Origin of the sequence: Cupriavidus nantongensis, from assembly GCF_041726985.1 — a bacterium.
Classification (GTDB): Bacteria; Pseudomonadota; Gammaproteobacteria; order Burkholderiales; family Burkholderiaceae; genus Cupriavidus; species Cupriavidus nantongensis_A.
In genome coordinates, this window is the sequence record NZ_CP168303.1 from 3,496,261 (window position 1) to 3,516,977 (window position 20,717).

Below are 20,717 nucleotides of genomic sequence, written 5' to 3' on the forward strand. Positions count from 1 at the left end.
CGGGGTCAGGCGTGCAGCGCCCGGTAGATGGCCGCGTCGGGGCCGGGATAGCCGCTGCCGGCCCAGGCGGCCGGCAGCGCGTAGTAGCCCACGCTGGTGAGCTTGACCAGCACCACCGCGCCGGCATTGAGCGTGGCCAGGCGGCTGGCGCGCCAGCGCGCCAGGAAGGCCTGCACCTGCGCCGGCGTGGCGACGCTCCAGTGCTGGCGGATGCCGGCCAGCGCCCAGCGCAGCGGCGTGCTGGCCAGCAGGCCGAACAGCTTGCGCAGCTCGGCCTGCGCGCCCGCGCCCATCGCGGCGCAGGTGGTGTCGATATTGCGCAGTGCGTCGTGCTCCAATGACGCCCGGCGCGGCGGCGGGGCCTCCGCCAGTTCGGTGACGATGGCCGGCAGCAGCGCGCGGAACATCGCCACATCGTCCGGGCGCAGGAACGACATGCCCGCCTGCGGGGCGGGATCGGCGGACGAGCAGCCGGCCAGCGACGGGACCAGCGCGGTACACGTCAGCGCGGCCGAGAAGCCAAGGCCTACCTTGAGGAAGCCGCGCCGCGTCAGCGCGTGCAGCGCATCGGCATCGGCCACCGCGTGGCGGTGATGGGGGTTGGGGCGCATCGGGTCTCCTTGCGTCAGTTTCTTGTCTTCGGTGTGCTGTGCGGGCGGGCAGGCCCGCATTGACGCTATGCGGAGTTTGGATAAAGATCGGTCCCCGGTCTTGATCCCGCATGACAGGTGATTTGATGCCACGCGCCACTCCGCCCGATGGCGGTGCCGGTGATACGCAGGCCTGCACCGCGTCCGGCACCGCATCCGGTACCGTCTCGCTCGCCTACCTGCGCGCCGTGCTCGACCACGGCGAGCGCCTGGGCATTGCCGCGGCCGAACAGTTGCGTGCGGTCGGCGTGCCGCCGGAGGTGCTCGACACGGGGGCGCAGGCGCAGACCGCCACGCGCATTGCCGGCGCCGCCTATCTGGCGCTGCTGGACTGGCTCGAGCAAGCCACCGGCGATGCTGATGTCGGCCTGCGCGCCGGCGCTGCCTTCGCGCCGCGCCACTATGCCGAGATGGGCTACGTGGTGCTGACCACCCCCACCGTGCGCGACGCCATCCTGCAGGGCATCCGCTACGAAGTGCTGGCCAATGACATCGGCGGCACCCGCCTGATCGAAACACCGCAGTCGGCCTGCATGACATGGAAAGCGCAACACGGGCCGCTGTCGCGCCATGCGCACGAGCTGCATATGGCCACGTGGGTGGTGTTCGCGCGCTGGCTGATCGGCAGGCAGCATGTGGCGACGCAAATCGAATTCCCGCACGCCGCGCCCGCAGATACCCGTCTGCATGCCGAGGTGTTCGGCTGTCCCGTGGTCTTCAACGCCGCGCGCCATGCCATGCATATCGACCGCGCCCTGCTGGACCTGCCCTCGCTGCAGGCCGATGCCGGCATGCAGGCGCAGATGACGCGCATCGCCGACTCGCAGCTGCAGCAGATCGTCCCCGCGGGCGCCGACGCGCTGGCGCAGGCGCGTGCCTGCATCCGTGCGCGGTTGCCGCAGGGCGAGGTGCCGATCGCCGACGTCGCCGCGCACCTGGGCCTGCCGGTGCGCACCCTGCAGCGGCGGCTGCAGGCGCAGGGCATCAGTTATTCACAGCTTGTGGATAACGTGCGGCAGGCGCTGGCCCGGCAGTATCTGGCCGAACCCGGCCTGAGCCTGGCGCAATGCGCAATGCGGCTTGGCTATTCCGAACAGAGCGCCTTCACCCATGCGTTCAAGCGCTGGACCGGTGAAACGCCGCATGGCTGGCGCCGCAAGGGCCAGACCGCCTAGCGGCCGTTTGTTGCAGGCGCGCCTTCGTCATCGGCGAAGCCCAGAAAAAATTCTGCGGTTTCAAACGCACGCGGCCATCTCCCGTTGCAAGAGGCGATGCAGCCGCGTCCCGTCGTTTGATGTGTGCCAGGCGCCGCTGGCAAACCCCAAAAATTAGAACCATCCTTCGATTCACGGCATTGACCACCTCGGCCGCGCTTCCTACGATGACATCCATCAATGTCACAATAAACACTGTCGTAAAGGTGAGGAGCGCGCATGAATGCACCCGCGGAGTTGCCGCAACAGGCACCCCCTGCCCCTGAACACACCGACATCGCCATCATCGGCAGCGGCTTTGCCGGGCTGGGCATGGCGATCCGGCTGCGCGAGCGCGGCGAGCGCGACTTCCTGGTGTTCGAGAAGGCCGGCTCGGTCGGCGGCACCTGGCGCGACAACCACTACCCCGGCTGCGCCTGCGACGTGCAGTCGCACCTGTATTCCTTTTCCTTCGCGCCCAACCCGGACTGGTCGCGCATGTTCTCGACCCAGCCGGAAATCCGCGCCTACCTGGAACGATGCACCGACCGCTTCGGCCTGCGCCAGCACCTGCGGCTGCACCATGAGCTGCGCCACGCCGCCTGGGACGAGTCAGCGCAGCTGTGGCGGCTGCAGATGGCCGACGGCAAGGTGGTGCGGGCGCGCGTGCTGGTGTCGGGCATGGGCGGGCTGAGCCGGCCGTCGTATCCCGACATCCCGGGACTGGACACGTTCGAGGGCGAATGCTTCCACTCGCAGCACTGGAACCACGCCTATGCGCTGGGCGGCAAGCGCGTGGCCGTGATCGGCACCGGCGCCAGCGCGATCCAGTTCGTGCCGCATATCGCCCCGCAGGTGGCGCAGCTGGACCTGTACCAGCGCACCCCGCCGTGGATCATGCCCAAGCCCGATCGCGAGGTCAGCGCCGCCGAGCGCTGGCTGTTCCGCCGCCTGCCGTTCACGCAGACGCTGGTGCGCACCGGCATCTACTGGATGCTGGAGTCGCGCGTGCTGGGCTTCGTGCTGCATCCGAAGATCATGAAGGTGGTAGAGCGCATCGCGCGCCGCCATCTGGCGCGGCAGGTACGCGACCCGGAGCTGCGCGCGGTGCTGACGCCGGACTACACCATCGGCTGCAAGCGCGTGCTGATCTCCAACGACTACTACCCGGCGCTGACGCGCGACAACGTCGACGTGGTCACCACCGGCATCGCCCGCGTCGAGCGCGACGCGGTGGTGCTGCGCGACGGCACGCGCCGGCCGGCGGACTGCATCATCCTCGGCACCGGTTTCCATGCCACCGATCCGCTGCCGCGCGGCGTCATCGCCGGCATCGGTGGCGTCGACCTGGTCGATGCGTGGCGCGACGGCGCGCAGGCCTACCTCGGCACCACGGTGTCGGGCTTTCCCAACCTGTTCTTCGTGGTCGGCCCCAACACCGGCCTGGGCCACAGCTCGATGGTGTTCATGATCGAGTCGCAGGTGGCCTATATCGCCGATGCGCTGCGCCAGATGCGCCGCGACGGCGTGCAGGCGGTGGACGTGCGCGAGCCGGTGCAGCGCCGCTTCAACGAACGGCTGCAGGCGCGCCTGGGCCATGCGATCTGGTCCGCCGGCGGCTGCGCCAGCTGGTACATCGACCCGCGCAGCGGCCGCAACACCACGCTGTGGCCCGGCTTCACCTGGCAGTTCCGCCGTGCCACCGCCAGCTTCCGCATGACCGACTACGACCTGTATCCGGTGCGGCCTGCGTTGCAGCCGGCGGATATCGCTGCCGCCGCCGCTGCCTGACGCACGCATCGTGCGCTGATCCACACAGAACAACGACACACACAAACCGGAAGGAGACCGGACATGAAGGACTTCCGCAACAAGGTTGCCGCGATCACCGGCGCGGGCTCGGGCATCGGCCGCGCGCTCGCGCTGGCACTGGCTCGCGAAGGCTGCCACCTGGCGCTGTCGGACCGCAACGAGGCCGGGCTGGCGCAGACCGTGGCGCAGGCCATGGGCGCGGCACCACACGCCCGCATCACGCAGCACACCGTCGACGTGGCCGACCGCGCCGCTGTCTATGCGTGGGCCGCCGCTGCGGCCGACGTGCACGGCCGCGTCAACCTGATCTTCAACAACGCCGGCGTGGCGCTGTCCAGCACCGTCGAGGGCATGAGCTACGACGACCTGGAATGGATCATCGGCATCAACTTCTGGGGCGTGGTGTACGGCACCAAGGCCTTCCTGCCCTACCTGAAGGCCAGCGGCGACGGCCACGTGGTCAACACCTCGAGCATCTTCGGCATCTTTGCCCAGCCCGGCATGGGCGCCTACAACGCCAGCAAGTACGCGGTGCGCGGCTTCACCGAATCGCTGCGGCAGGAGCTGGACCTGATGGACTGCGGCGTGTCGGCCACCACCGTGCACCCCGGCGGCATCAAGACCAATATCGCGCAGGCCAGCCGCGTGTCGGCCAGCGTCAACGGCTTCCTGGTGCGCGACGCGCAGCACGGCAAGGACGAGTTCGAGAAATTCTTCATCACCTCGCCCGACAAGGCCGCGCGCGTGATCCTGGACGGCGTGCGGCGCAACCGCCGGCGCGTGCTGATCGGACCTGACGCCTATGCCGCCGACGCCATGGCGCGGCTGCTGCCTGCCGCCTACCAGTCGCTGGTGGTGCGCGAGACGCGCCGCAAGCGCGACCTCGGCAACGTGGTCGCACCCGCCTCGGTCGGCCAGGGAGAACGCCCGTGAACCGCCTGGCGATCGAAGCCGACGCGGCGCTGCTGGCGCCGCCGGGCACGCTGACGCGCTGGTTCGGGCAGGGCCGCGTGGGCCTGTTCAGCCTGTCGCGCGCGACACTGGCGCAGCGCCATGCGCTGCCGGCGTCGCGCTGGGTGCGCGTGCTCGATGCGATGGTGCACTACACCGACGAAGGCCCCGCCGATGGCGAGACGCTGGTGCTGATCCACGGTTTCGGCGCATCGCTGCATACGTGGCAAGGGATCGTGCCGGCGCTGGCCCAGCGCTATCGCGTGCTGCGGCTGGACCTGGCTCCGTTCGGACTGACCGGGCCGCTGCGCGACGCGCGCGGGCGCATCGAGACCATGGACGTGCACCGCTACCGCGACTTCATCGATGCCTTCCTGGCCGCGCTGAATGTGCGCCGTGCCAGCGTCATCGGCAATTCGCTGGGCGGGCTGATCGCGTGGGACCTTGCGGTGCGCCGGCCGGATGCGGTCGACAAGCTGGTGCTGATCGATGCCGCCGGCTTCCCGATGAAGCTGCCGATCTATATCGACCTGTTCCGCCATGCGCCGGTGCGCTGGTCGGCGCCGTGGCTGCTGCCCGAGTTCATCATCCGGGCCGCCACGCGCGACGTCTATGGCGATGCCTCGCGCGTGCCCGAGGCCACCTTCCGCCGCTACGTCGACTTCTTCTATGCCGAGGGCAGCCGCGAGGCCGTCGGCAAGATGGTGCCGAAGCTCGACTTCGCCCAGCTCGACACCCACCTGCTGGGCAGCGTGCGCGCGCCCACGCTGGTGCTGTGGGGCGAGCGCGACCGCTGGATCCCGCCCGCGCACGCGCAGGCCTTCACCGAGCGCATTCCCGGCGCGCAGCTGCGCCGCTATGCGGGGCTGGGCCACGTGCCGATGGAAGAAGACCCGCAGCGCGTGGCCGCAGACCTGCTGCCCTTTTTAGCTCAATGAGCTTGCCATCCAAGGAGACCGCCATGATGCCAGTCCGCCGCGACGTGCATCCCCACCTGCCGCCGGAGCGCATCAGCGACTGGCACGAAGGGGGGCGCCATGTCACCCACTTCCTCAACACGCTGTCGCTGTTCTTCCCGGCCGGCGAGCGCTTTTTCATGGACAGCGTGCGCAACTACCGCGACCAGGTAAAGGACCCCGAGCTGAGCCGCGCCATCGCCGGCTTTATCGGCCAGGAGGCGATGCACACGCGCGAGCACATCCTCTACAACCGGCTGATGGACGACGCCGGCCTGCCCGCCGCGGCGCTGGACCGCGCGGTGTGGTGGCTGCTGGATTTGCTGCGCAAGATCCTGCCCAAGTCGTGGCAACTGGCGCATACCATCGCGCTGGAGCACTACACCGCGATGCTGGCCGACGGCGTGCTGAAGGACCCGCGTCATCTCGGCGCCAGCTCGCAGGCTGGCTACCGGCAGGTGTGGACCTGGCACGCGCTGGAGGAAACCGAGCACAAGGCGGTGGCCTATGATGTCTGGAATACGGTGATGAAGCCCGGCCCGTACCGCTACTTCGTGCGTACCTTCACCATGCTGACCACCACGGTGACGTTCTGGGCCATGGTGTTCGTGTTCCATATCGCGCTGGTGATGGGCGACAAGGGCTGCCGCAACAAGCTCAGCGGGTTTGGCAGCGCGCTGCGCTTCCTGTGGGTGTCGCCGGGCGCGCTGCCGCGCATGATCCCGGAGTGGCTCAGTTATTTCCGCCCCGGCTTCCATCCGTGGGACGACGACAACCGCGCCGAACTCGCCCGCATCGATCCGCTGGTGCGGGAGATCGAAGACACCGCGCGCGCCGCCGGCGTCTCCACTCGCGCACCCTCGCTGCGGGGGACGACATGACCATCTGGCAGTGCCGGATCTGTGGATTCGTCTATGAAGAAGCGCTCGGCATGCCCGAGCACGGCATCCCGCCCGGCACACCGTGGGGCGCGGTCCCGCCGGAGTGGAGTTGCCCGGACTGCGGCATGGCGAAAGCGGATTTCGACATGGTTGCGGTATAGGCGCGGAGGTGAGCTGGACAAGGGCTGAGGCGCTTTACAAGCTGACGGCGTAGCTCCCCTCGCCCGCTTGCGGGAGAGGGGTGGGGGAGAGGGCCGGAGAATCTCACGAACTCCAGGCCAGCGGTATGCCAGCGCCCGCCCTCTCCCCCGACCCCTCTCCCGCGCGCGGGAGAGGGGAGCAAACCGTGGGTGTACTAAGGCTTCGCGGAACCCCCGCCCTCCTCATCGTGCAGATGCTCGATGATCGCCGCCACCCGGTCCCCCAGGTACTTGTTGGCCGAGATCTCCAGCGCCCGCATCATCTCGGTCTCGGCCATCACCAGCGCCAGCGGCCGGATGCGCCACAGGATGTCGACCAGCCGCGGCACGTCTTGCGGCGGCGGCAGCTTGCCCTCGCCGAAGCGGTCCAGCTCGCGCACCACGGTCGCGACGATCTGGTCCGATACCGCCTGGAAATGCCCGCGCGACTGCGCGATGATCTCCAGCACGTCTTCCAGCGCGAAGCCCGCGTGCGTGATTTCGGCGCCCGCGGCCAGCGCGCGCGGGCTGCGCGCCAGGTAGCCCAGTCCGTCCGGTTCCAGCAGCCCCAATGAGATCGCCTTGGCCAGCGCCGGGCGGGAGATCGCGCGGCCGAACAGCCGCGCAAGCGCCAGGTAGGAATAGTGCCGCGGGGTCTCGTTGGTCCAGGGACTGCTGATCGCCGTCTCCAGCCCCAGGATCGAGCGCAGGTCGTGCCCTTCGACGATGGCCTTGAGCAGCTCGGTGATATTGGCCAGCGTGTAGCCGCGCGCCAGCAGGTGGTGGATCAGCTTGAGCCGTCCCAGGTGCGCCTGCGTGTAGATGCCGACGCGCCCGCGCCGCTGCGGCGGGTCGATCAGGCCGCGGTCCTGGTACGAACGCACGTTGCGCACCGTGGTGCCTGCCACGCGCGCCAGTTCGTCGATGGTGTATTCCGGGGCGGGCGGCGGTCCGGGTGGTGCGGACGCCGGGCGGTTCGGGGACGAGGGTTGGCGGCGCCGGGTCAGTGTCATGCGAAAAATTCTAACCGAGGAACGCGGCAGGCAAGGTGGCGGCGGGTTTTGCCGATAATGCAGGCATTGCCCCCACCCTCACCGCCCGCTTTCCATGCATATCCGCTGGCTCGAAGACTTCGTCTGCCTGGCCCAGGCCGGCAGCCTCGCGCGCGCCGCCGAGCTGCGCAACGTGACCCCGCCCGCCTTCGGCCGCCGCATGCAGGCGCTGGAGGTCTGGGCCGGCGCCCCGCTGATCGACCGCAGCGCCTTCCCGGTGCGGCTGACCGCCGAAGGGCGCCAGTTCCTGGAAGCCGCGCAGAGCGCGCTGCGCACCCTCGACGACACCCGCCTGGCGCTGCGCGCCGCGCATCGCGCCGATGCCAGCACCGTGACCATCGCCACCGGCAAGACGCTGGCGCGCTCGATGGTGCCGGCCTGGCTGGCGGGCCTGCGCGAGGCGCTGCGCCATGACCCCGCGGCGGCTGGCTTCCGCACCCGCCTGTCGACCTTCCCGATGCACGACGCGCTGGCGATGTTCGCCGAGGGCGATGCCGATTTCCTGCTGTGCTACAGCCCGCCCGACCTGCCGGTGATGCTGGACGACGCGCGCTACCAGTTCCACCTGGCCGGCGTGGAGCGGCTGGTGTGCGTCAGCGCCGCCGACGCGCGCGGCGCGCCGCTGCACCGGCTTGGCATGGGCAAGGCCCCGGGCAAGACCGCGGCCAAACCGGTGCCGATGATCGCCTACGCCGAAACGCTGACGCTGGGCCGCATGGTCAACCAGGAGATCGCGCGCCGCAAGCTGGCGCCGCGCCTCGACGTGATCGCGGTCAGCGACTTTGCCGAGTCGGTGCACGAGATGGTGCGCCAGCGCATGGGCCTGGCCTGGCTGCCGGCGCGGCTGATTGCCGACGACCTGCGCGACGGCCGGCTGGTACGCGCCATCGCCGCCCCGCGCGAGGATGATGGCGGCGACCTGGCGCTCGACATCCGCCTGTACCGCCCGCGCGCACCGATGCGGCCGCTGGCCGAGGCCTTCTGGCAGGCGGCGGTGCAGGCGCCGCGCTGAGCCGCCGGCGCCACCATTGCCGAATCGGCAACCCCGGTTGCCAAAGCCGCACGCCGCGGCGATTGCGCGCTTCTAACATCGGTCCACAACCATGATTCCGGGACCCCGAGCCAATACCATGAAGACCACCCTGCGCGCGGCCGCTGCCGCACTCTGCCTTGCCGCCTCCGCCGGCGCCGCTTCCAGCGTCGCCGCCGCCACCTGGCCCACCAAGCCGATCACGCTTGTGGTTGGCTACACCGCCGGCGGCAGCGTCGACCTGGTGGCCCGCACCATCGCCCCGGAACTGGGCAAGCGCCTGGGCCAGAGCGTGGTGATCGAAAACCTGGGCGGCGCCGGCGGCACCATCGGCGCGGCCAAGGTGGTCAAGGCCGAAGCCGACGGCTACACGCTGCTGATGGGCTCGGGCAGTGAAGTGTCGATCGCGCGCCTGACCAACCCGGCGGTGCGCTACGACGGCGAGAAGGACCTGGCGCCGGTGACCTTCGTCGGCACCCAGCCGATGGTGCTGGTCGGCAAGCCCGGCCTGCCGGCCAAGAACGCGGCCGAGCTGATCGCCCTGGCCAAGGCCCAGCCGGGCAAGCTGTCGTATGCGTCGTCCGGCGTCGGCACGCCGCTGAACCTGGCGGGCGAGCTGATCAAGCAGCAGGGCCGGGTCGAGATCACGCACGTGCCGTACAAGGGCGCTTCAGCCATGGCGACCGACCTGCTCGGCGGACAGATCGACCTCGCGGTGATGGTGCTGTCGTCGGCGCTGCCGCATATACAGGCCAACCGCGTGCAGGCGTACGGTGTGACCGGCGCCAAACGCTCGCCGGTGGCGCCGAACGTGCCCGCGCTGGCCGAGACGCCGGCTCTCAAGGGCGTGGACATGGGTGTGTGGTTTGGCCTGATGGGTCCGGCCAATTTGCCCAAGCCGGTGGTCGAGCGCCTGAACACCGAGATGCAGGCGGTGCTGGCGATGCCGGACGTGAAGAAGAAGCTGGCCGAGGCCGGCGTGGAAGTGGCGCCCGGCAATCCGGCGCAGTTCGGCAGTTTTATCAAGCGCGAGACCGGGCGCTATCGCACCATCGTGCAGACGGCGGGGATTCAGCAGTAAGCAGCAGCATGGAGAGGCGGCGTCGCTACTGCGCGCGCCGGTCCTCTCCCCCGCCCCTCTCCCGCGCGCGGGAGAGGGGAGACCACCATCGGCATGGACAAGCGCTCAAGCGCTTCTCAACCCGCCGGTTTGCGCCCCTCTCCCGCTAGCGGGAGAGGGGCCGGGGGAGAGGGCTAGCGCCGGCAGAACCGCAGGCCTCACCAAACCGACCTCATACATCGACCCGGCAGGCACCGACCCGCCAGGCACCCTGAACGCACAACTCCCATGACCCACCAGCCCACCGCACCCCTCGAAGCCTACCCCGTCGACGTCGCCTTCCCCGACATCCGTCCCTACGCCGCCGGCAACACCGGCATCCCCTACCTCTACACCTTCGACAGCGGCCAGCCCGGCCCGCACGTGATGGTCAACGCGCTGACCCACGGCAACGAGGTCTGCGGCGCGATCGCCGTCAAGGCGCTGCTGGACCACGGCCTGCGCCCGCGCCGCGGCCGCCTGACGCTGGCCTTTGCCAACGTCGACGCATACCACCGCTTCGATCCCGCCAGGCCCGATGCCTCGCGCTTCGTCGACCAGGACTTCAACCGCGTGTGGACCGCGAAGGTGCTGGATGACGCCAGCCTGGATTCATCGGAGCTGAGCCGCGCGCGCGCCATGCGCCCCGTGATCGACACCGTCGACCTGCTGCTGGACCTGCATTCCATGCATGAGAAAAGCCGGCCGCTGATCGTCTCCGGCCCGCTGGACAAAGGCATCGCCCTGTCGCGCGCGCTCGGTGCGCCGGCCGATGTGATCGTCGACGAAGGCCATCCCGAAGGCCGCCGCATGCGCGACTATGATGGCTTTGGCGATGCCGCCAGCCCGCGCAACGCGCTGCTGGTCGAATGCGGCCAGCATTGGGAGCCCGCAGCCGTGACGGTGGCGCAGGACAGCACCGCGCGCTTCCTGCTGCATGCCGGCATCGTCGACGCCAGCGACCTGCCGCCCGGCTGGCTGCAGCCGCTACCCGCCGCGCAGCGCGTGGTGCGCGTGACCGAGCCGGTGGTCGCCACCAGCATGGACTTCCGCTTTGCCGGCCCCTACACCGGGCTGGAGACCTTTACCGAGGCCGGGACCGTAATCGGCTGGCGCGACGGCGCGCCGGTGGTGACGCCGTATCCGGATTGCGTGCTGGTGATGCCGTCGCTGCGCCAGTTGCGCCCGGGCGTGACCGTGGTGCGCCTGGGCCGGCTGGAGCGCTGACCCGGGTACGCTGGGCCGGGCGCGGCTGCGCCCGGCAGGATGCTGCGCACAGAGGCATGGCGCGGCCCTCCGGTTGACTGCGGGGTGGGCTGAGCAGAAGGGCTAGGCGGCCGGCGCGGGCGCCGTGCCCGCCGGCGGCGGAGGCGGCGGCAGCATGCCGGGGAATAGCTGCTCGACCAGTTCATCGAGCTTGGATGACGGCTGCACGAAGTTGCTCAGGTTCAGCCCGCCCGCGCTGCGGTTGGCGTTGTAGATAGCCTTGCCGACCCGGTCACCGTTGAGAAATACCGTGATGTCGGCGTTGTTCAGGTAGGCGTTCCAGTACCAGGCCCCGCGCGCGCTGTACAGCGCCACCATCGGGCACGCCGCGATCGAGGTCTGCGCCTGCAGCACCTTCACCTCGAAATTGCGCCGCCGCAGCGACGACAGGAAGCTCTCGACAAAATCATTGCCGCTGACCGGGTTCACCACCACGCACAGCAGCGTGCCGTGCGCGCCGTAGTTGCCCAGCGGGCCTCCGCCGGCCGGCAGCTGGAACGCGACCACGGGATCGGTGGGGTCAAGGCGGTCGACCGGCGTCACGGCCTGGTAGGTCGAGCAGCCGGTGAGCAGCAGGCCCACGCAGGCCGCCAGCAGTGCTTGGTTCATGGGATGTCCTGGATGGCTGGGCGGCGCGCCACGGCAAGGCGCAATGGCCACCGCATACCTTCACACTGTAGGCGCCGGCAGGCCAATCCAATCGGGCAAACAGAAGCGCAAAACGGTCGCTTCTGGCGTCGCGGATGGCGCGTCAGCCGCCCGCGCCGCCCTGCGCCAGCCGGCCCACCAGCACCAGGCAGAGCGCGGCCAGGCTCACGCCGACCACGGCCACCTGCACGCGCGACACGGGTTTGCCGCCGAACAGCGTCTGGCTTAGCCAGGCGGGCGAGATCACGCCGACGAGGGTCGCCACCATGATCAGGATGGCAAGGACGGACAGCACGGATTGCATCGCGGGTAACTCCGGAATCGTCGCGGGCGCGCTCAGTTGGCGCCGCCGCGCAGCAGGCAGTCGCGCAGCAGCGGCATGCCCTCGGCCAGTCCCGCGCCGTTGCACTCCACCGCCACCTTCTGGCCGCGCCGCACCATGGTGGCGCGGGCTTCCACTTCGCACTCGCGCCCGGCCGGGCCGCAGATCTGGCGCGGCAGCAGCAGCGCGCGCACATTGGCGCCCGGGTCGTTGGTGCGGATATCGACAAAGACCTGCTCGCCGTCGCGGCGAATGCCGCTGGCCACGCCTTCGACGATCAGGTACTGGTTCAGGTAGTCGCGGTCCGCCTGGCCGGGATTGTCGCGGTAGGCAGCCAGCAGCGCATCGGCCTGCAGCTGCGGCAGGCGGTCGGCGGGGCGTTGCGGGTCGATGCTGACCGGGTCCAGTGTGCCGTTGCGCGGCACGCCGCGCACCTCGCTCGCCGGCACCGCGCTGGCCGCGGCCTGCGCATCGGCCGGCGCGTCGGGCACGGCGCCGACAACATCGTCGCGGCGGTCATTGCCGGCAAACCACAACATGCCAAGGACGGCCACGGCGACGATGGCAATGAGGATCTGCTGGGTGCGGTTCAACATCGGGAAGGTCCTGCGTAGTGAAAGCGGAAGGCAAAAAAGCGAAAGGCGAATTATGCGCCCTGCCTGCCGCAAAAGCGCGCATACAGCATCGGGAACGCCGGCCACATCGCCTTGCCGCGAGCGCGGAGTCGTTGGGTCCCGCCGGTTTGCCGCCCCTACTTCCCAATACAAAACCGCGTAAAAATCGTCCCCAGCAGATCATCGCTGGTGAACTCGCCGGTGATGCTGTTCAGGTGCTCCTGCGCCAGCCGCAGCTCTTCGGCAAACAGGTCCAGCGCCTGGGCCTGGCGCTCGCTTTGCTCGGCGGCCGTGTCCAGGTGCGATTGCGCCTGCCGCAGCGCGGTCAGGTGCCGTTCGCGCGCGAGGAAGGTGCCTTCGTTGCCGGATTGCCAGCCCACCAGCCGCAGCAGCTCGCGGCGCAGCAGTTCGATGCCGGCGCCGGTGCGGGCCGAGATCCAGATCTCGGTCGGGTTGGGGCCGTTGGCGGCGACTACGTGCGGGCGGTTGCCGCCGAACATCATCTCGCCCACCGCGGGGGCCTTGTCGATCTTGTTGACGATGCGCACGATCGGCGCGCCCGGCGGCAGCTGGCCGCTGAGCTTGTCGTCGATGGCGTCGTCGATCTCGGAAAGGCCGTGGCGCAGGTAGTCGGTGGCGTCGACCAGGTGCAGCACGATGTCGGCGCGGCGGATGGCGTCCCAGGTGCGTTCGATGCCGATGCGCTCGACTTCGTCGGCGGCTTCCTCGCGCAGGCCGGCGGTGTCGATAATATGCAGCGGGATGCCGTCGATCTGGATGGTCTCGCGCACGCGGTCGCGCGTGGTGCCGGCAATCGGCGTGACGATGGCCAGTTCCGCGCCGGCCAGAGCATTCAGCAGCGATGACTTGCCCACGTTGGGCTGGCCCGCCAGCACCACCGACAGCCCCTCGCGCAGCAGCGCGCCCTGGCGCGCCTGCGCCAGCACCGCCCCCAGTTCATTGCGGATGGTGGCAAGCTGGCCGCGCGCGTCGGACTGCTCCAGGAAATCGATCTCTTCTTCGGGGAAATCCAGCGTGGCCTCCACCAGCATGCGCAGGTGGATGACCTTGTCCACCAGCTGGCGGATGGCGTTGGAGAATTCGCCTTCCATCGAGCGCGCGGCGGAGCGCGCCGCGGCTTCGGTGCTGGCTTCGATCAGGTCGGCCACGGCCTCGGCCTGGGCCAGGTCGAGCTTGTCGTTGAGGAAGGCGCGGCGCGTGAACTCGCCCGGCTCGGCCAGGCGCAGGCCGATGCTGTCGCCGGCCTGCAGGCAGCGCGTCAGGAGCATCTGCATCACCACCGGGCCGCCGTGGCCCTGCAGCTCCAGCACTTCCTCGCCGGTATAGGAGTTGGGCGCCGGGAAATACAGCGCCAGGCCGTGGTCGATGACCTTGCCATTGCCGTCGAGAAACGGCAGGTAGGTGGCGTGGCGCGGCTTCAGTGCCTGGCCGCAGACGGCGCGCATCACGGGGCCCACATCGGGCCCGGACACGCGCACCACGCCGATGCCGCCGCGGCCGGGCGCGGTGGCGATGGCGGCAATGGGAAGCTGGGGAGCAGTCATGGCGGTATTGTCGCAGATCGGGTGCACGGGTGCGGTTGGCGTGGCACCTGGTGGGCGGGCCGCCATGGCTGGCGGAGCGGTCAGCTGGCGCCGGGCAGTGGCGGCCCCGCATCGTCCGGCATCGCCTGCACCGCCAGGCACTCGGCCAGCAGGCGGCGCGCGACGATGCCGTCGACCAGCCGGCCCAGCCTGGCCTGCCGTTTGACCAGCTTGCGATGCAGGCGTTTGGTATAGCGCGCCGGCAGCACCGGTGCCAGCGCCTCGATCACGTAGCGCAGCCGCTTGCCGGCGATGCGCTGCGCGTGTATCGCGACGGGATCGCCATCGCGGGCGTTCCTGGCCAGCGCCCGCAGCTGCTTGCGGCCACGGCGCACGCGCTGGCGCGCAAATGGCGCGAGGCGGGCGCTGTCGTTGCGGGCGCGGCCGGCGAGATGCGCCAGGTGCGCCAGGTCGCGATGCAATGCGGGCAGCGGCCAGTCGCGGTAGGCAAGCAGCGCCGTAAGCATGGCTTCGCGAGCTGCGTCGCGGCGCTGCCGGGCGGTGTCGGCGATGGCAGCCAGTACCGTGTCGTCCGCCTCCCGTTCGCGGGCCGGGCCGATGGTCTCGGCCAGGAACACATCCCAGTCGCGGGCTTCGCTGGTGGCGCGCGCCAGCGTGCGCAGGTCGCGCTTCCAGCGGTCGCGCTCCTGCCGCGGCAAGGCCGGGCCCAGCGCCCAGACCACAGCGCGCGCATGGCGCAGCGCGATGCGCAACTGGTGCAGGTCTTCCGGGTCGTCGCGGCGCCGCAGCTGGTCCAGCAGCGCGTCGATGCGCGCCAGGCTGGCTTGCGTCAGCGCGGCAAAGGCAGCGGCGGGCCGCGTCTTGCGGCGCAGCTTGGGAGATTGGGCGTCGGCGTTCATGGCGGACTGCATGCGGTCAGGCGCGCACGCGGGACGCAGATGACTTCAGTGTAGGCGACAGCACGCGCTAGGACGAAATGCGGCCCCAGCGCCGCTTCCGGTCAGTTGACAGGCCGCGGCCTTCACGCTGGAATGCGCAGATCCGCCAGTGCCCTGACCCCAGGAGGAACCGCCATGACTACCGAACAGGAACGGCTGCTGCTGCGCGACACCATCGAGGCCGGCTTCCGCCAGGCCGCCTTCGTCAACGACGTCGGCATCGCGCTGGCCGACTGCGGGCCCGGCTGGTGCGAGTCCACGCTGGCCATCACCGCCCGCCACCTGCAGCACGGCGGCATCGTCCACGCGGGCGTGCAGGCCACCATGGCAGATCACACCGCCGGCGCGGCGGCCTCCACCATCCTGGAAGCGGGCCAGCACGTGGTCACTGCGGAGTTCAAGATCAACCTGCTGCGCGCAGTGCGCAGCGAGCGGCTGCGCTGCAGGGCCGACGTGCTCAAGTCCGGCCGATCGATCATCGTGGTCGAGGCCGACGTGTTTGCCGACGTCCACGGCGAATCCGTGCTGGTCAGCCGGCTCAACGCCACCATGAGCGTGCTGGACCTGGCCTGAGCCCCTTGCCCCTCAACTCGAAAGGAAGCCATCCATGATCGACCACACCGGCGTCAGCGTCAGCGATTACGAGAAAAGCCGCGCCTTCTACCAGGCGGCGCTGGCTGCCATTGGCTACGTGCTCGATAAGGAATTCCCTGCCAGCGTCACCGGCAGCACCGACGTGGCCGGCTTCGGCACGCCCGGCCATCCCGACTTCTGGATCCACCGCGGCACGCCCAACCAGCCGCCGGTGCACGTGGCATTCCGCGTCGACAGCCGCGCGACCGTCGATGCGTTCCATCGCGCGGCACTGGCCGCGGGCGGGCGCGACAACGGCGCACCTGGCGTGCGCGCGCATTACCACCCCGACTACTACGGCGCCTTCGTGCTGGACCCGGACGGGCACAACATCGAGGCGGTCTGCCACAAGCCCGCGTAACTCGCCTTTAGCGCGTCGCCACGATGAACAGGCGCGGGAACGGCAGCAGCACCGAGCCGTCTGGCAGCGCCGGGTATGCGTTGGCGATCTCGGTCTGGTAGCGCGCCAGGTAGGCGGCACGCTCGGCCTCGTCCAGCGGCTGCAGGAACGGGCGCAGGCCGCTGCCCTTGAACCACTCCACCACCGCGGCCGGGCCGCCGGCGAGCGGATGGTGGTAGGTGGTCAGCCACACGTCCACGCGCTGGCACAGCGGGCGCAGCAGCTCGTAGTACCAGCGCGCCGGCGCGCGTTCGGCGCGGGCCTTGCTGGCGCCGGCCAGCTTGTCGCCCCACGGGCCTTCCGCCGCCACGCGGCGCATCAGCTGGTGCGCGGGTTCTTCCAGGTTGTCCGGCATCTGCACGGCGAGCGTGCCGCCCTCGGAAAGCTTCGAGACCAGCTCAGGGAACAAACGGCCGTGGTCGGGCAGCCACTGCAGCACGGCATTGGCGAGGATCACGTCGTACGGGCCGGCCTCGTCCCACGCGCCGATGTCGGCCACGCGGAACTGCACGTCTGGCAGGCGCTTGCGCGCGGCGTCGATCATGTCCTGCGAGCTGTCCAGCCCGGTCACCGAGGCGCCGGCATAGCGCGCCATCAGCACCTCGGTGGAGTTGCCCGGCCCGCAGCCGATATCGACCGCGCTGCGCGCGATCTCGTTGGGAATGGCAGCCACCAGGTCGCGGACCGGGCGGGTGCGTTCGTCTTCGAAGGCGACGTATTGGTGGGCGGACCAGCTCATGGTGGGGCTCCTGACGTTGAGGCAGGCGAGTAGGATACGCCTGCCGCAGCCAACGCCGCTGGAACCAGGCTCCCCTCGCCCGCTTGCGGGAGAGGGGTGGGGGAGAGGGCCGGAGTGTCCACGAAGTGAAGCGCGTCGGTATGCCAGCGCCTGCCCTCTCCCCCGGCTCCTCTCCCGCGCGCGGGAGAGGGGAGCAAACCGTCGGGATCGTTAAAGCCCTCAGGCATCAGCAAAAAACAAAAAGCCCGGCATCTCAGCCGGGCTTTCCGTTACCGCATCTTGCTACAGGCTCAGCTCTTGGCCACCACCGCGGCCTTGCCCTTGCCCAGCATCCGGTTGATCTGCCACTGCTGTGCGATCGACAGGATGTTGTTCACCACCCAGTACAGCACCAGGCCGGCCGGGAAGAAGAAGAACATCACCGAGAACACCAGCGGCATGATGGTCATGACCTTGGCCTGCACCGGATCCGGCGGGGTCGGGTTCAGCTTGGTCTGCACGAACATCGACACGGCCATCACGATCGGCAGGATGTAGAACGGATCCGGCACCGACAGGTCATGGATCCAGCCCAGCCACGGCGCGCCGCGCATTTCCACCGACGACAGCAGCACCCAGTACAGCGCGATGAACACCGGGATCTGGATCACGATCGGCAGGCAGCCGCCGAGCGGGTTGACCTTCTCGGTGCGGTACAGCGCCATCATCTCCTGGTTCATCTTCTGCGGGTCGTTCTTGTAGCGCTCGCGGATCGACGTCATGCGCGGCTGCAGGTCCTTCATCTTGCCCATGGACTTGTAGCTCGCCGCCGACAGCGGGAAGAACACCAGCTTGATCAGCACCGTCAGCGCGATGATCGACCAGCCCCAGTTGCCCAGGAAGCCATGCAGCTTCTCCAGCAGCCAGAACAGCGGCTTGGCCAGGATGGTCAGCCAGCCGTAGTCCTTCACCAGCTCCAGGCCCGGGGCGACCTTCTCGAGCATGTGCTCTTCCTGCGGGCCGGCGAACAGGCGCGCATCGGTGCTGACCGTCGCGCCCGGGGCCAGCTCGCCCAGCGGCTGCTGGATGCCCACGCGGTACAGGTGCGGATCGATCTGCTGCACGTAGAAGCTGCGCTCCTTGCCGGTCTGCGGGATCCAGGCCGAGGCAAAGTAGTGCTGCACCATCGCCACCCAGCCGTTGTTGGCGGCGGCCGGCACGGTGGCCTTGCCCTTGGCGATGTCTTCGAAGTCGATCTTGTGGTACTTGTCGGCGTCGGTGTAGACCGCCGGACCGGTGAAGGTGCTGTAGAACTGCGATTGCTCGACCTTGCTGCCGTCGCGCGCCAGTTCCAGGTACAGCGTCGGCGAGACCGGCGCGGTGCCCGCGTTGGTCACGTCGAACTTGCTGTCGACCACGTAGCTGCCCTTGCGGAAGGTGTAGGTCTTGACCAGCTTCACGCCGTTCTTTTCGCCGGTCAGCACCACTTGCAGCTGCTCGGCGCCGTCCAGCGTGCGCGGGCCCGGGGCCGCGGTGAACAGCGTGGTGTGGTTGGGCAGGTCGCCGCCGATCAGGCCCGAGCGCGCCATGTAGGTGCGCACGTTGTCGCGCTCGAACAGCACCACCGGCTTGCCGTCCTTCTCATGCTCCTTGAGCAGCTCCAGGCGCGACACGATGCCGCCGGCGGTGTCGATCTCGGCGCGCACCGTGTCGGTGGTCACCACGATCTTCTCGCCGGTGGGCTGGGCCGCGGCCTGCGGCGCTGCGCCCGCGGCCGGCGCGGCTGCGCCCGGCTGGACGTTGGCCTTGGGCACGTCGCCCTGCGCGGCAGCGCCGCTGGCGGCCGGGGCCGAGGCGGCCTGCTGCTGCGTCGCGCTCGGGAAGAACATCGACGCATGGCCGTTGGCACGTTGCCAGTTGTCGTAGAGCAGCACGAGGGACATCGAGAAGATGACCCAGAGGATGGTGCGTTTGATATCCATGTCTGGCTGTGGTCGGAAAAATCAGGGTCTGGGCAGACGGATTGCCACGGGCGCACGGCCTGTGGCGGCATGGACTGGCGTGTCAGCTTCCGTGCCCGGCACGGGATCATACCCGCCTTGGGCGAAAGGATGGCAGCGGCACAGCCGGCAGGCGGCCATCCAGCTGCCGCGCGCGGCGCCATGATGGACGATGGCGTCGCGGGCGTAGTCGGAACAGGTCGGCAGGAAGCGGCACTGCGAGCCCAGGTAAGGGCTGAGGGCGATCTTGTAGACGCGCAGCAGGGCTAGCAGGATTCGCTTCATGGCGGGGTGGTCAGGCTGGCTGGCCTGGTGGCTGGCTTGGCGAGGGGCTCGCCGGTGGCGCCGCGGTGGGCGGTACCGGAGGCGAGGCAGGCGGTGGCGGCAGTGGCTTCGCCGCTACGTCGAGCAGGCTGGCGATTTCCGCCGCGCATGCCCTTCGGACCGCCGCGCGCGTCGCAAATTCCGCGCGCGGAAACTTCGCTTGCAGGCGCAGCAGCACGTCGCGGCCCACCAATTGTTCCCGGCGCTGGCGAAACAGCTCGCGCGCCATGCGCTTCACCAGGTTGCGCTCGGCGGCGCGCGGCGCGAACTTCTTGCCCACCACCACGCCCAGGCGGCCTTCCGGCCGGTCATTGGGGCGCACATAGAGCACGAAGTGGGTGCTGCGCCGCCGGGGCCGCAAAGCAAAAACGGATGAAAACTCATCCGTCTTTGTCAGCCTCGCGGCTTTGGGGAAGGCAAAGGTAGACACGCCTGGCAAAGCTAGCGGGAACACTGCACCCTGCGGCAAGCTACCGGCCATCCGGACAGCGAGGCGGTTGGCCTGGACCGCGTTGCCGCGGTCCGGACCGGTCGCCCGGCCCTTAGATGGCCAGGCGCTTGCGGCCCTTGGCGCGGCGAGCGTTGATGACGGCACGGCCGCCACGGGTCTTCATGCGCACGCGGAAACCGTGGGTACGCTTGCGGCGGGTAACGGAAGGTTGGTAGGTACGTTTCATGTTGCACTCTCTGGTTGATCTGGGCGCGCCTGACTTCGGCCGGTGCCGGGGAGCCGTGGCCGCCGCGTATGGTTCGCATGGGGCTGCCGCTGGCAAGGAACTGCCGCGGTGTTGCCGACGATTCTGGTTCTGTCTTGCTGCCGGCCGGCGGCGCGATGCAGGCGTGGCCTGTGGGCGCGGACGGCACGAACAGGCCAGACCCGGCGATGCGCATACGTGATCCCCTGCCGCATCGCAGAACCCGGCATTTAACCCAGTTTCAGCGGCGATGTCAAGGCGCACGTCTGTGTGCACCGGCACAATTGCCACACCACCCCAAGGCCCGTGGTGGTCCATTGTCCACAACAGCCGGTGGGTAACTGTATGTGCCCAAAGGGACACCTGCCTTCCATTCATCCACAGGCGAAGTCCCTGTTTTGCCTGAAATTTTGCTCGTTTCCACACCCCCGAAACCCGCATCGCAGCAAGGGTTGTGCACATCAATCCACTGCATTTGCACAAGTTGTCCACAGACTTATCCTTTGTGGATAACTCAGGGGCGGGGGTACAATCCGGGTCCAAACACAACACGGGCTGCGTGGCGCAGGCGCAACCCGGGCCCCCACCGCGACAACGCATGAGTTTACGCACGCCAGTGCGGCGAGCCGGACGGTTCGCTGCCGGCGGCATGGCATGCCGCGGTGCCCTTGGCGGAGGGAATTAATTCCCAATACGGCCAATGCGGTCCGGAGTGCGGCGCATACGCCGCCCGTGGCGTACCCAGTGCTGCTGGCAAGGCAGCACCGGATGCGATTACCCAACAACAAACA

Annotated in this window: 23 protein-coding genes; 11 read left to right on the forward strand and 12 right to left on the reverse strand. The window is 69.2% G+C overall.

Annotated elements, in window-relative coordinates; all coding sequences use genetic code 11:
- Positions 1-5: 5 nt before the first annotated feature.
- A complete protein-coding gene (locus ACEI37_RS27415) occupies positions 6-611 on the reverse strand; it encodes a hypothetical protein (RefSeq protein ID WP_373378899.1) in 606 nt (201 codons plus the stop codon).
- 125 nt (positions 612-736) lie between these two features.
- Between ACEI37_RS27415 and ACEI37_RS27420 the strand changes: the two genes are divergently transcribed.
- From ACEI37_RS27420 to ACEI37_RS27445, 6 genes are all read left to right on the forward strand, one after another.
- On the forward strand, positions 737-1,825 hold the full coding sequence (locus ACEI37_RS27420; protein ID WP_373378900.1) for an AraC family transcriptional regulator: 1,089 nt from the start codon (positions 737-739) through the stop codon (positions 1,823-1,825).
- Between the two features lie 258 nt (positions 1,826-2,083).
- Positions 2,084-3,634 (forward strand): flavin-containing monooxygenase, encoded by a 1,551-nt coding sequence (locus ACEI37_RS27425; RefSeq protein ID WP_373378901.1) that lies wholly within the window; start codon positions 2,084-2,086, stop codon positions 3,632-3,634.
- 63 nt (positions 3,635-3,697) lie between these two features.
- Positions 3,698-4,588 (forward strand): SDR family NAD(P)-dependent oxidoreductase, encoded by an 891-nt coding sequence (locus ACEI37_RS27430; protein ID WP_373378902.1) that lies wholly within the window; start codon positions 3,698-3,700, stop codon positions 4,586-4,588.
- Positions 4,585-5,544, forward strand: a complete 960-nt coding sequence (locus ACEI37_RS27435; protein WP_373378903.1) for an alpha/beta fold hydrolase — start codon at positions 4,585-4,587, stop codon at positions 5,542-5,544. The genes ACEI37_RS27430 and ACEI37_RS27435 overlap by 4 nt, the downstream gene beginning before the upstream one ends.
- 23 nt (positions 5,545-5,567) lie before the next feature.
- A complete protein-coding gene (locus tag ACEI37_RS27440) occupies positions 5,568-6,443 on the forward strand; it encodes a metal-dependent hydrolase (RefSeq protein ID WP_373378904.1) in 876 nt (291 codons plus the stop codon).
- Positions 6,440-6,604, forward strand: a complete 165-nt coding sequence (locus ACEI37_RS27445) for a rubredoxin (protein WP_373378905.1) — start codon at positions 6,440-6,442, stop codon at positions 6,602-6,604. Before ACEI37_RS27440 ends, ACEI37_RS27445 begins: the two co-directional genes overlap by 4 nt.
- Before the next feature lie 194 nt (positions 6,605-6,798).
- Here the strand turns inward: ACEI37_RS27445 and ACEI37_RS27450 are convergent, their stop codons facing one another.
- Positions 6,799-7,635 (reverse strand): MerR family transcriptional regulator, encoded by an 837-nt coding sequence (locus tag ACEI37_RS27450; RefSeq protein ID WP_373378906.1) that lies wholly within the window; start codon positions 7,633-7,635, stop codon positions 6,799-6,801.
- Positions 7,636-7,729: 94 nt separating this feature from the next.
- On the opposite strand from ACEI37_RS27450, the gene ACEI37_RS27455 reads away from it, so the two are divergent.
- The 3 genes from ACEI37_RS27455 to ACEI37_RS27465 all read left to right on the forward strand — a co-directional run bounded on the left by ACEI37_RS27455 (position 7,730) and on the right by ACEI37_RS27465 (position 11,030).
- Positions 7,730-8,686, forward strand: coding sequence for a LysR family transcriptional regulator (locus ACEI37_RS27455; protein ID WP_373378907.1), 957 nt, complete (start codon positions 7,730-7,732; stop codon positions 8,684-8,686).
- Positions 8,687-8,804: 118 nt separating this feature from the next.
- Positions 8,805-9,785: a Bug family tripartite tricarboxylate transporter substrate binding protein gene (locus tag ACEI37_RS27460; protein ID WP_373378908.1), complete on the forward strand. Its 981-nt coding sequence runs from the start codon at positions 8,805-8,807 to the stop codon at positions 9,783-9,785.
- Between the two features lie 267 nt (positions 9,786-10,052).
- Positions 10,053-11,030, forward strand: coding sequence for a M14 family metallopeptidase (locus ACEI37_RS27465; RefSeq protein WP_373378909.1), 978 nt, complete (start codon positions 10,053-10,055; stop codon positions 11,028-11,030).
- A 102-nt stretch (positions 11,031-11,132) separates the two neighbouring features.
- On the opposite strand, the gene ACEI37_RS27470 is transcribed toward ACEI37_RS27465, so the two are convergent.
- The 5 genes from ACEI37_RS27470 to ACEI37_RS27490 form a co-directional block, all read right to left on the reverse strand.
- Complete coding sequence (locus ACEI37_RS27470) at positions 11,133-11,678, reverse strand: Sbal_3080 family lipoprotein (protein ID WP_373378910.1); 546 nt, start codon at positions 11,676-11,678, stop codon at positions 11,133-11,135.
- A gap of 142 nt (positions 11,679-11,820) precedes the next feature.
- Positions 11,821-12,021 carry a hypothetical protein gene (locus ACEI37_RS27475; RefSeq protein ID WP_373378911.1) on the reverse strand — a complete coding sequence of 67 codons (201 nt, stop codon included), beginning with the start codon at positions 12,019-12,021 and terminating at the stop codon, positions 11,821-11,823.
- Between the two features lie 32 nt (positions 12,022-12,053).
- Complete coding sequence (locus ACEI37_RS27480; protein ID WP_373378912.1) at positions 12,054-12,635, reverse strand: OB-fold putative lipoprotein; 582 nt, start codon at positions 12,633-12,635, stop codon at positions 12,054-12,056.
- Between the two features lie 155 nt (positions 12,636-12,790).
- The gene (gene mnmE / locus ACEI37_RS27485; RefSeq protein WP_373378913.1) at positions 12,791-14,218 is read right to left on the reverse strand and encodes a tRNA uridine-5-carboxymethylaminomethyl(34) synthesis GTPase MnmE; all 1,428 of its coding nucleotides are present in this window, start codon (positions 14,216-14,218) and stop codon (positions 12,791-12,793) included.
- 80 nt (positions 14,219-14,298) lie between these two features.
- On the reverse strand, positions 14,299-15,117 hold the full coding sequence (locus ACEI37_RS27490; RefSeq protein ID WP_373378914.1) for a CHAD domain-containing protein: 819 nt from the start codon (positions 15,115-15,117) through the stop codon (positions 14,299-14,301).
- A 174-nt stretch (positions 15,118-15,291) separates the two neighbouring features.
- On the opposite strand from ACEI37_RS27490, the gene ACEI37_RS27495 reads away from it, so the two are divergent.
- Both ACEI37_RS27495 and ACEI37_RS27500 read left to right on the forward strand, forming a co-directional pair.
- On the forward strand, positions 15,292-15,729 hold the full coding sequence (locus ACEI37_RS27495) for a PaaI family thioesterase (protein ID WP_062796033.1): 438 nt from the start codon (positions 15,292-15,294) through the stop codon (positions 15,727-15,729).
- Between the two features lie 34 nt (positions 15,730-15,763).
- Positions 15,764-16,150, forward strand: coding sequence for a VOC family protein (locus tag ACEI37_RS27500; protein WP_373378915.1), 387 nt, complete (start codon positions 15,764-15,766; stop codon positions 16,148-16,150).
- Between the two features lie 7 nt (positions 16,151-16,157).
- On the opposite strand, the gene tam is transcribed toward ACEI37_RS27500, so the two are convergent.
- From tam to rpmH, 5 genes are all read right to left on the reverse strand, one after another.
- Positions 16,158-16,928 carry a trans-aconitate 2-methyltransferase gene (gene tam, locus ACEI37_RS27505; RefSeq protein ID WP_373378916.1) on the reverse strand — a complete coding sequence of 257 codons (771 nt, stop codon included), beginning with the start codon at positions 16,926-16,928 and terminating at the stop codon, positions 16,158-16,160.
- 290 nt (positions 16,929-17,218) lie between these two features.
- Complete coding sequence (gene yidC / locus ACEI37_RS27510) at positions 17,219-18,889, reverse strand: membrane protein insertase YidC (RefSeq protein ID WP_373378917.1); 1,671 nt, start codon at positions 18,887-18,889, stop codon at positions 17,219-17,221.
- 21 nt (positions 18,890-18,910) lie between these two features.
- Entirely contained in the window at positions 18,911-19,192 is a 282-nt protein-coding gene (yidD, locus tag ACEI37_RS27515; RefSeq protein WP_082818812.1) for a membrane protein insertion efficiency factor YidD, read from the reverse strand.
- Between the two features lie 10 nt (positions 19,193-19,202).
- A complete protein-coding gene (gene rnpA, locus ACEI37_RS27520) occupies positions 19,203-19,712 on the reverse strand; it encodes a ribonuclease P protein component (RefSeq protein WP_373378918.1) in 510 nt (169 codons plus the stop codon).
- 61 nt (positions 19,713-19,773) lie between these two features.
- On the reverse strand, positions 19,774-19,908 hold the full coding sequence (gene rpmH, locus ACEI37_RS27525; RefSeq protein ID WP_008650850.1) for a 50S ribosomal protein L34: 135 nt from the start codon (positions 19,906-19,908) through the stop codon (positions 19,774-19,776).
- Between the last annotated feature and the right edge of the window lie 809 nt (positions 19,909-20,717).

Bases quoted from the DNA above. Each gene is read 5' to 3' on its own strand.
- ACEI37_RS27480 (WP_373378912.1), bottom strand. From the start codon at position 12,635: ATGTTGAACCGCACCCAGCAGATCCTCATTGCCATCGTCGCCGTGGCC.
- ACEI37_RS27440 (WP_373378904.1), top strand. From the start codon at position 5,568: ATGATGCCAGTCCGCCGCGACGTGCATCCCCACCTGCCGCCGGAGCGC.
- ACEI37_RS27430 (WP_373378902.1), top strand. From the start codon at position 3,698: ATGAAGGACTTCCGCAACAAGGTTGCCGCGATCACCGGCGCGGGCTCG.
- rpmH (WP_008650850.1), bottom strand. From the start codon at position 19,908: ATGAAACGTACCTACCAACCTTCCGTTACCCGCCGCAAGCGTACCCAC.
- rnpA (WP_373378918.1), bottom strand. From the start codon at position 19,712: ATGGCCGGTAGCTTGCCGCAGGGTGCAGTGTTCCCGCTAGCTTTGCCA.
- mnmE (WP_373378913.1), bottom strand. From the start codon at position 14,218: ATGACTGCTCCCCAGCTTCCCATTGCCGCCATCGCCACCGCGCCCGGC.
- yidC (WP_373378917.1), bottom strand. From the start codon at position 18,889: ATGGATATCAAACGCACCATCCTCTGGGTCATCTTCTCGATGTCCCTC.
- ACEI37_RS27415 (WP_373378899.1), bottom strand. From the start codon at position 611: ATGCGCCCCAACCCCCATCACCGCCACGCGGTGGCCGATGCCGATGCG.
- ACEI37_RS27495 (WP_062796033.1), top strand. From the start codon at position 15,292: ATGACTACCGAACAGGAACGGCTGCTGCTGCGCGACACCATCGAGGCC.
- ACEI37_RS27490 (WP_373378914.1), bottom strand. From the start codon at position 15,117: ATGAACGCCGACGCCCAATCTCCCAAGCTGCGCCGCAAGACGCGGCCC.
- ACEI37_RS27450 (WP_373378906.1), bottom strand. From the start codon at position 7,635: ATGACACTGACCCGGCGCCGCCAACCCTCGTCCCCGAACCGCCCGGCG.
- ACEI37_RS27460 (WP_373378908.1), top strand. From the start codon at position 8,805: ATGAAGACCACCCTGCGCGCGGCCGCTGCCGCACTCTGCCTTGCCGCC.
- tam (WP_373378916.1), bottom strand. From the start codon at position 16,928: ATGAGCTGGTCCGCCCACCAATACGTCGCCTTCGAAGACGAACGCACC.
- yidD (WP_082818812.1), bottom strand. From the start codon at position 19,192: ATGAAGCGAATCCTGCTAGCCCTGCTGCGCGTCTACAAGATCGCCCTC.
- ACEI37_RS27470 (WP_373378910.1), bottom strand. From the start codon at position 11,678: ATGAACCAAGCACTGCTGGCGGCCTGCGTGGGCCTGCTGCTCACCGGC.
- ACEI37_RS27455 (WP_373378907.1), top strand. From the start codon at position 7,730: ATGCATATCCGCTGGCTCGAAGACTTCGTCTGCCTGGCCCAGGCCGGC.
- ACEI37_RS27425 (WP_373378901.1), top strand. From the start codon at position 2,084: ATGAATGCACCCGCGGAGTTGCCGCAACAGGCACCCCCTGCCCCTGAA.
- ACEI37_RS27500 (WP_373378915.1), top strand. From the start codon at position 15,764: ATGATCGACCACACCGGCGTCAGCGTCAGCGATTACGAGAAAAGCCGC.
- ACEI37_RS27445 (WP_373378905.1), top strand. From the start codon at position 6,440: ATGACCATCTGGCAGTGCCGGATCTGTGGATTCGTCTATGAAGAAGCG.
- ACEI37_RS27420 (WP_373378900.1), top strand. From the start codon at position 737: ATGCCACGCGCCACTCCGCCCGATGGCGGTGCCGGTGATACGCAGGCC.
- ACEI37_RS27465 (WP_373378909.1), top strand. From the start codon at position 10,053: ATGACCCACCAGCCCACCGCACCCCTCGAAGCCTACCCCGTCGACGTC.
- ACEI37_RS27475 (WP_373378911.1), bottom strand. From the start codon at position 12,021: ATGCAATCCGTGCTGTCCGTCCTTGCCATCCTGATCATGGTGGCGACC.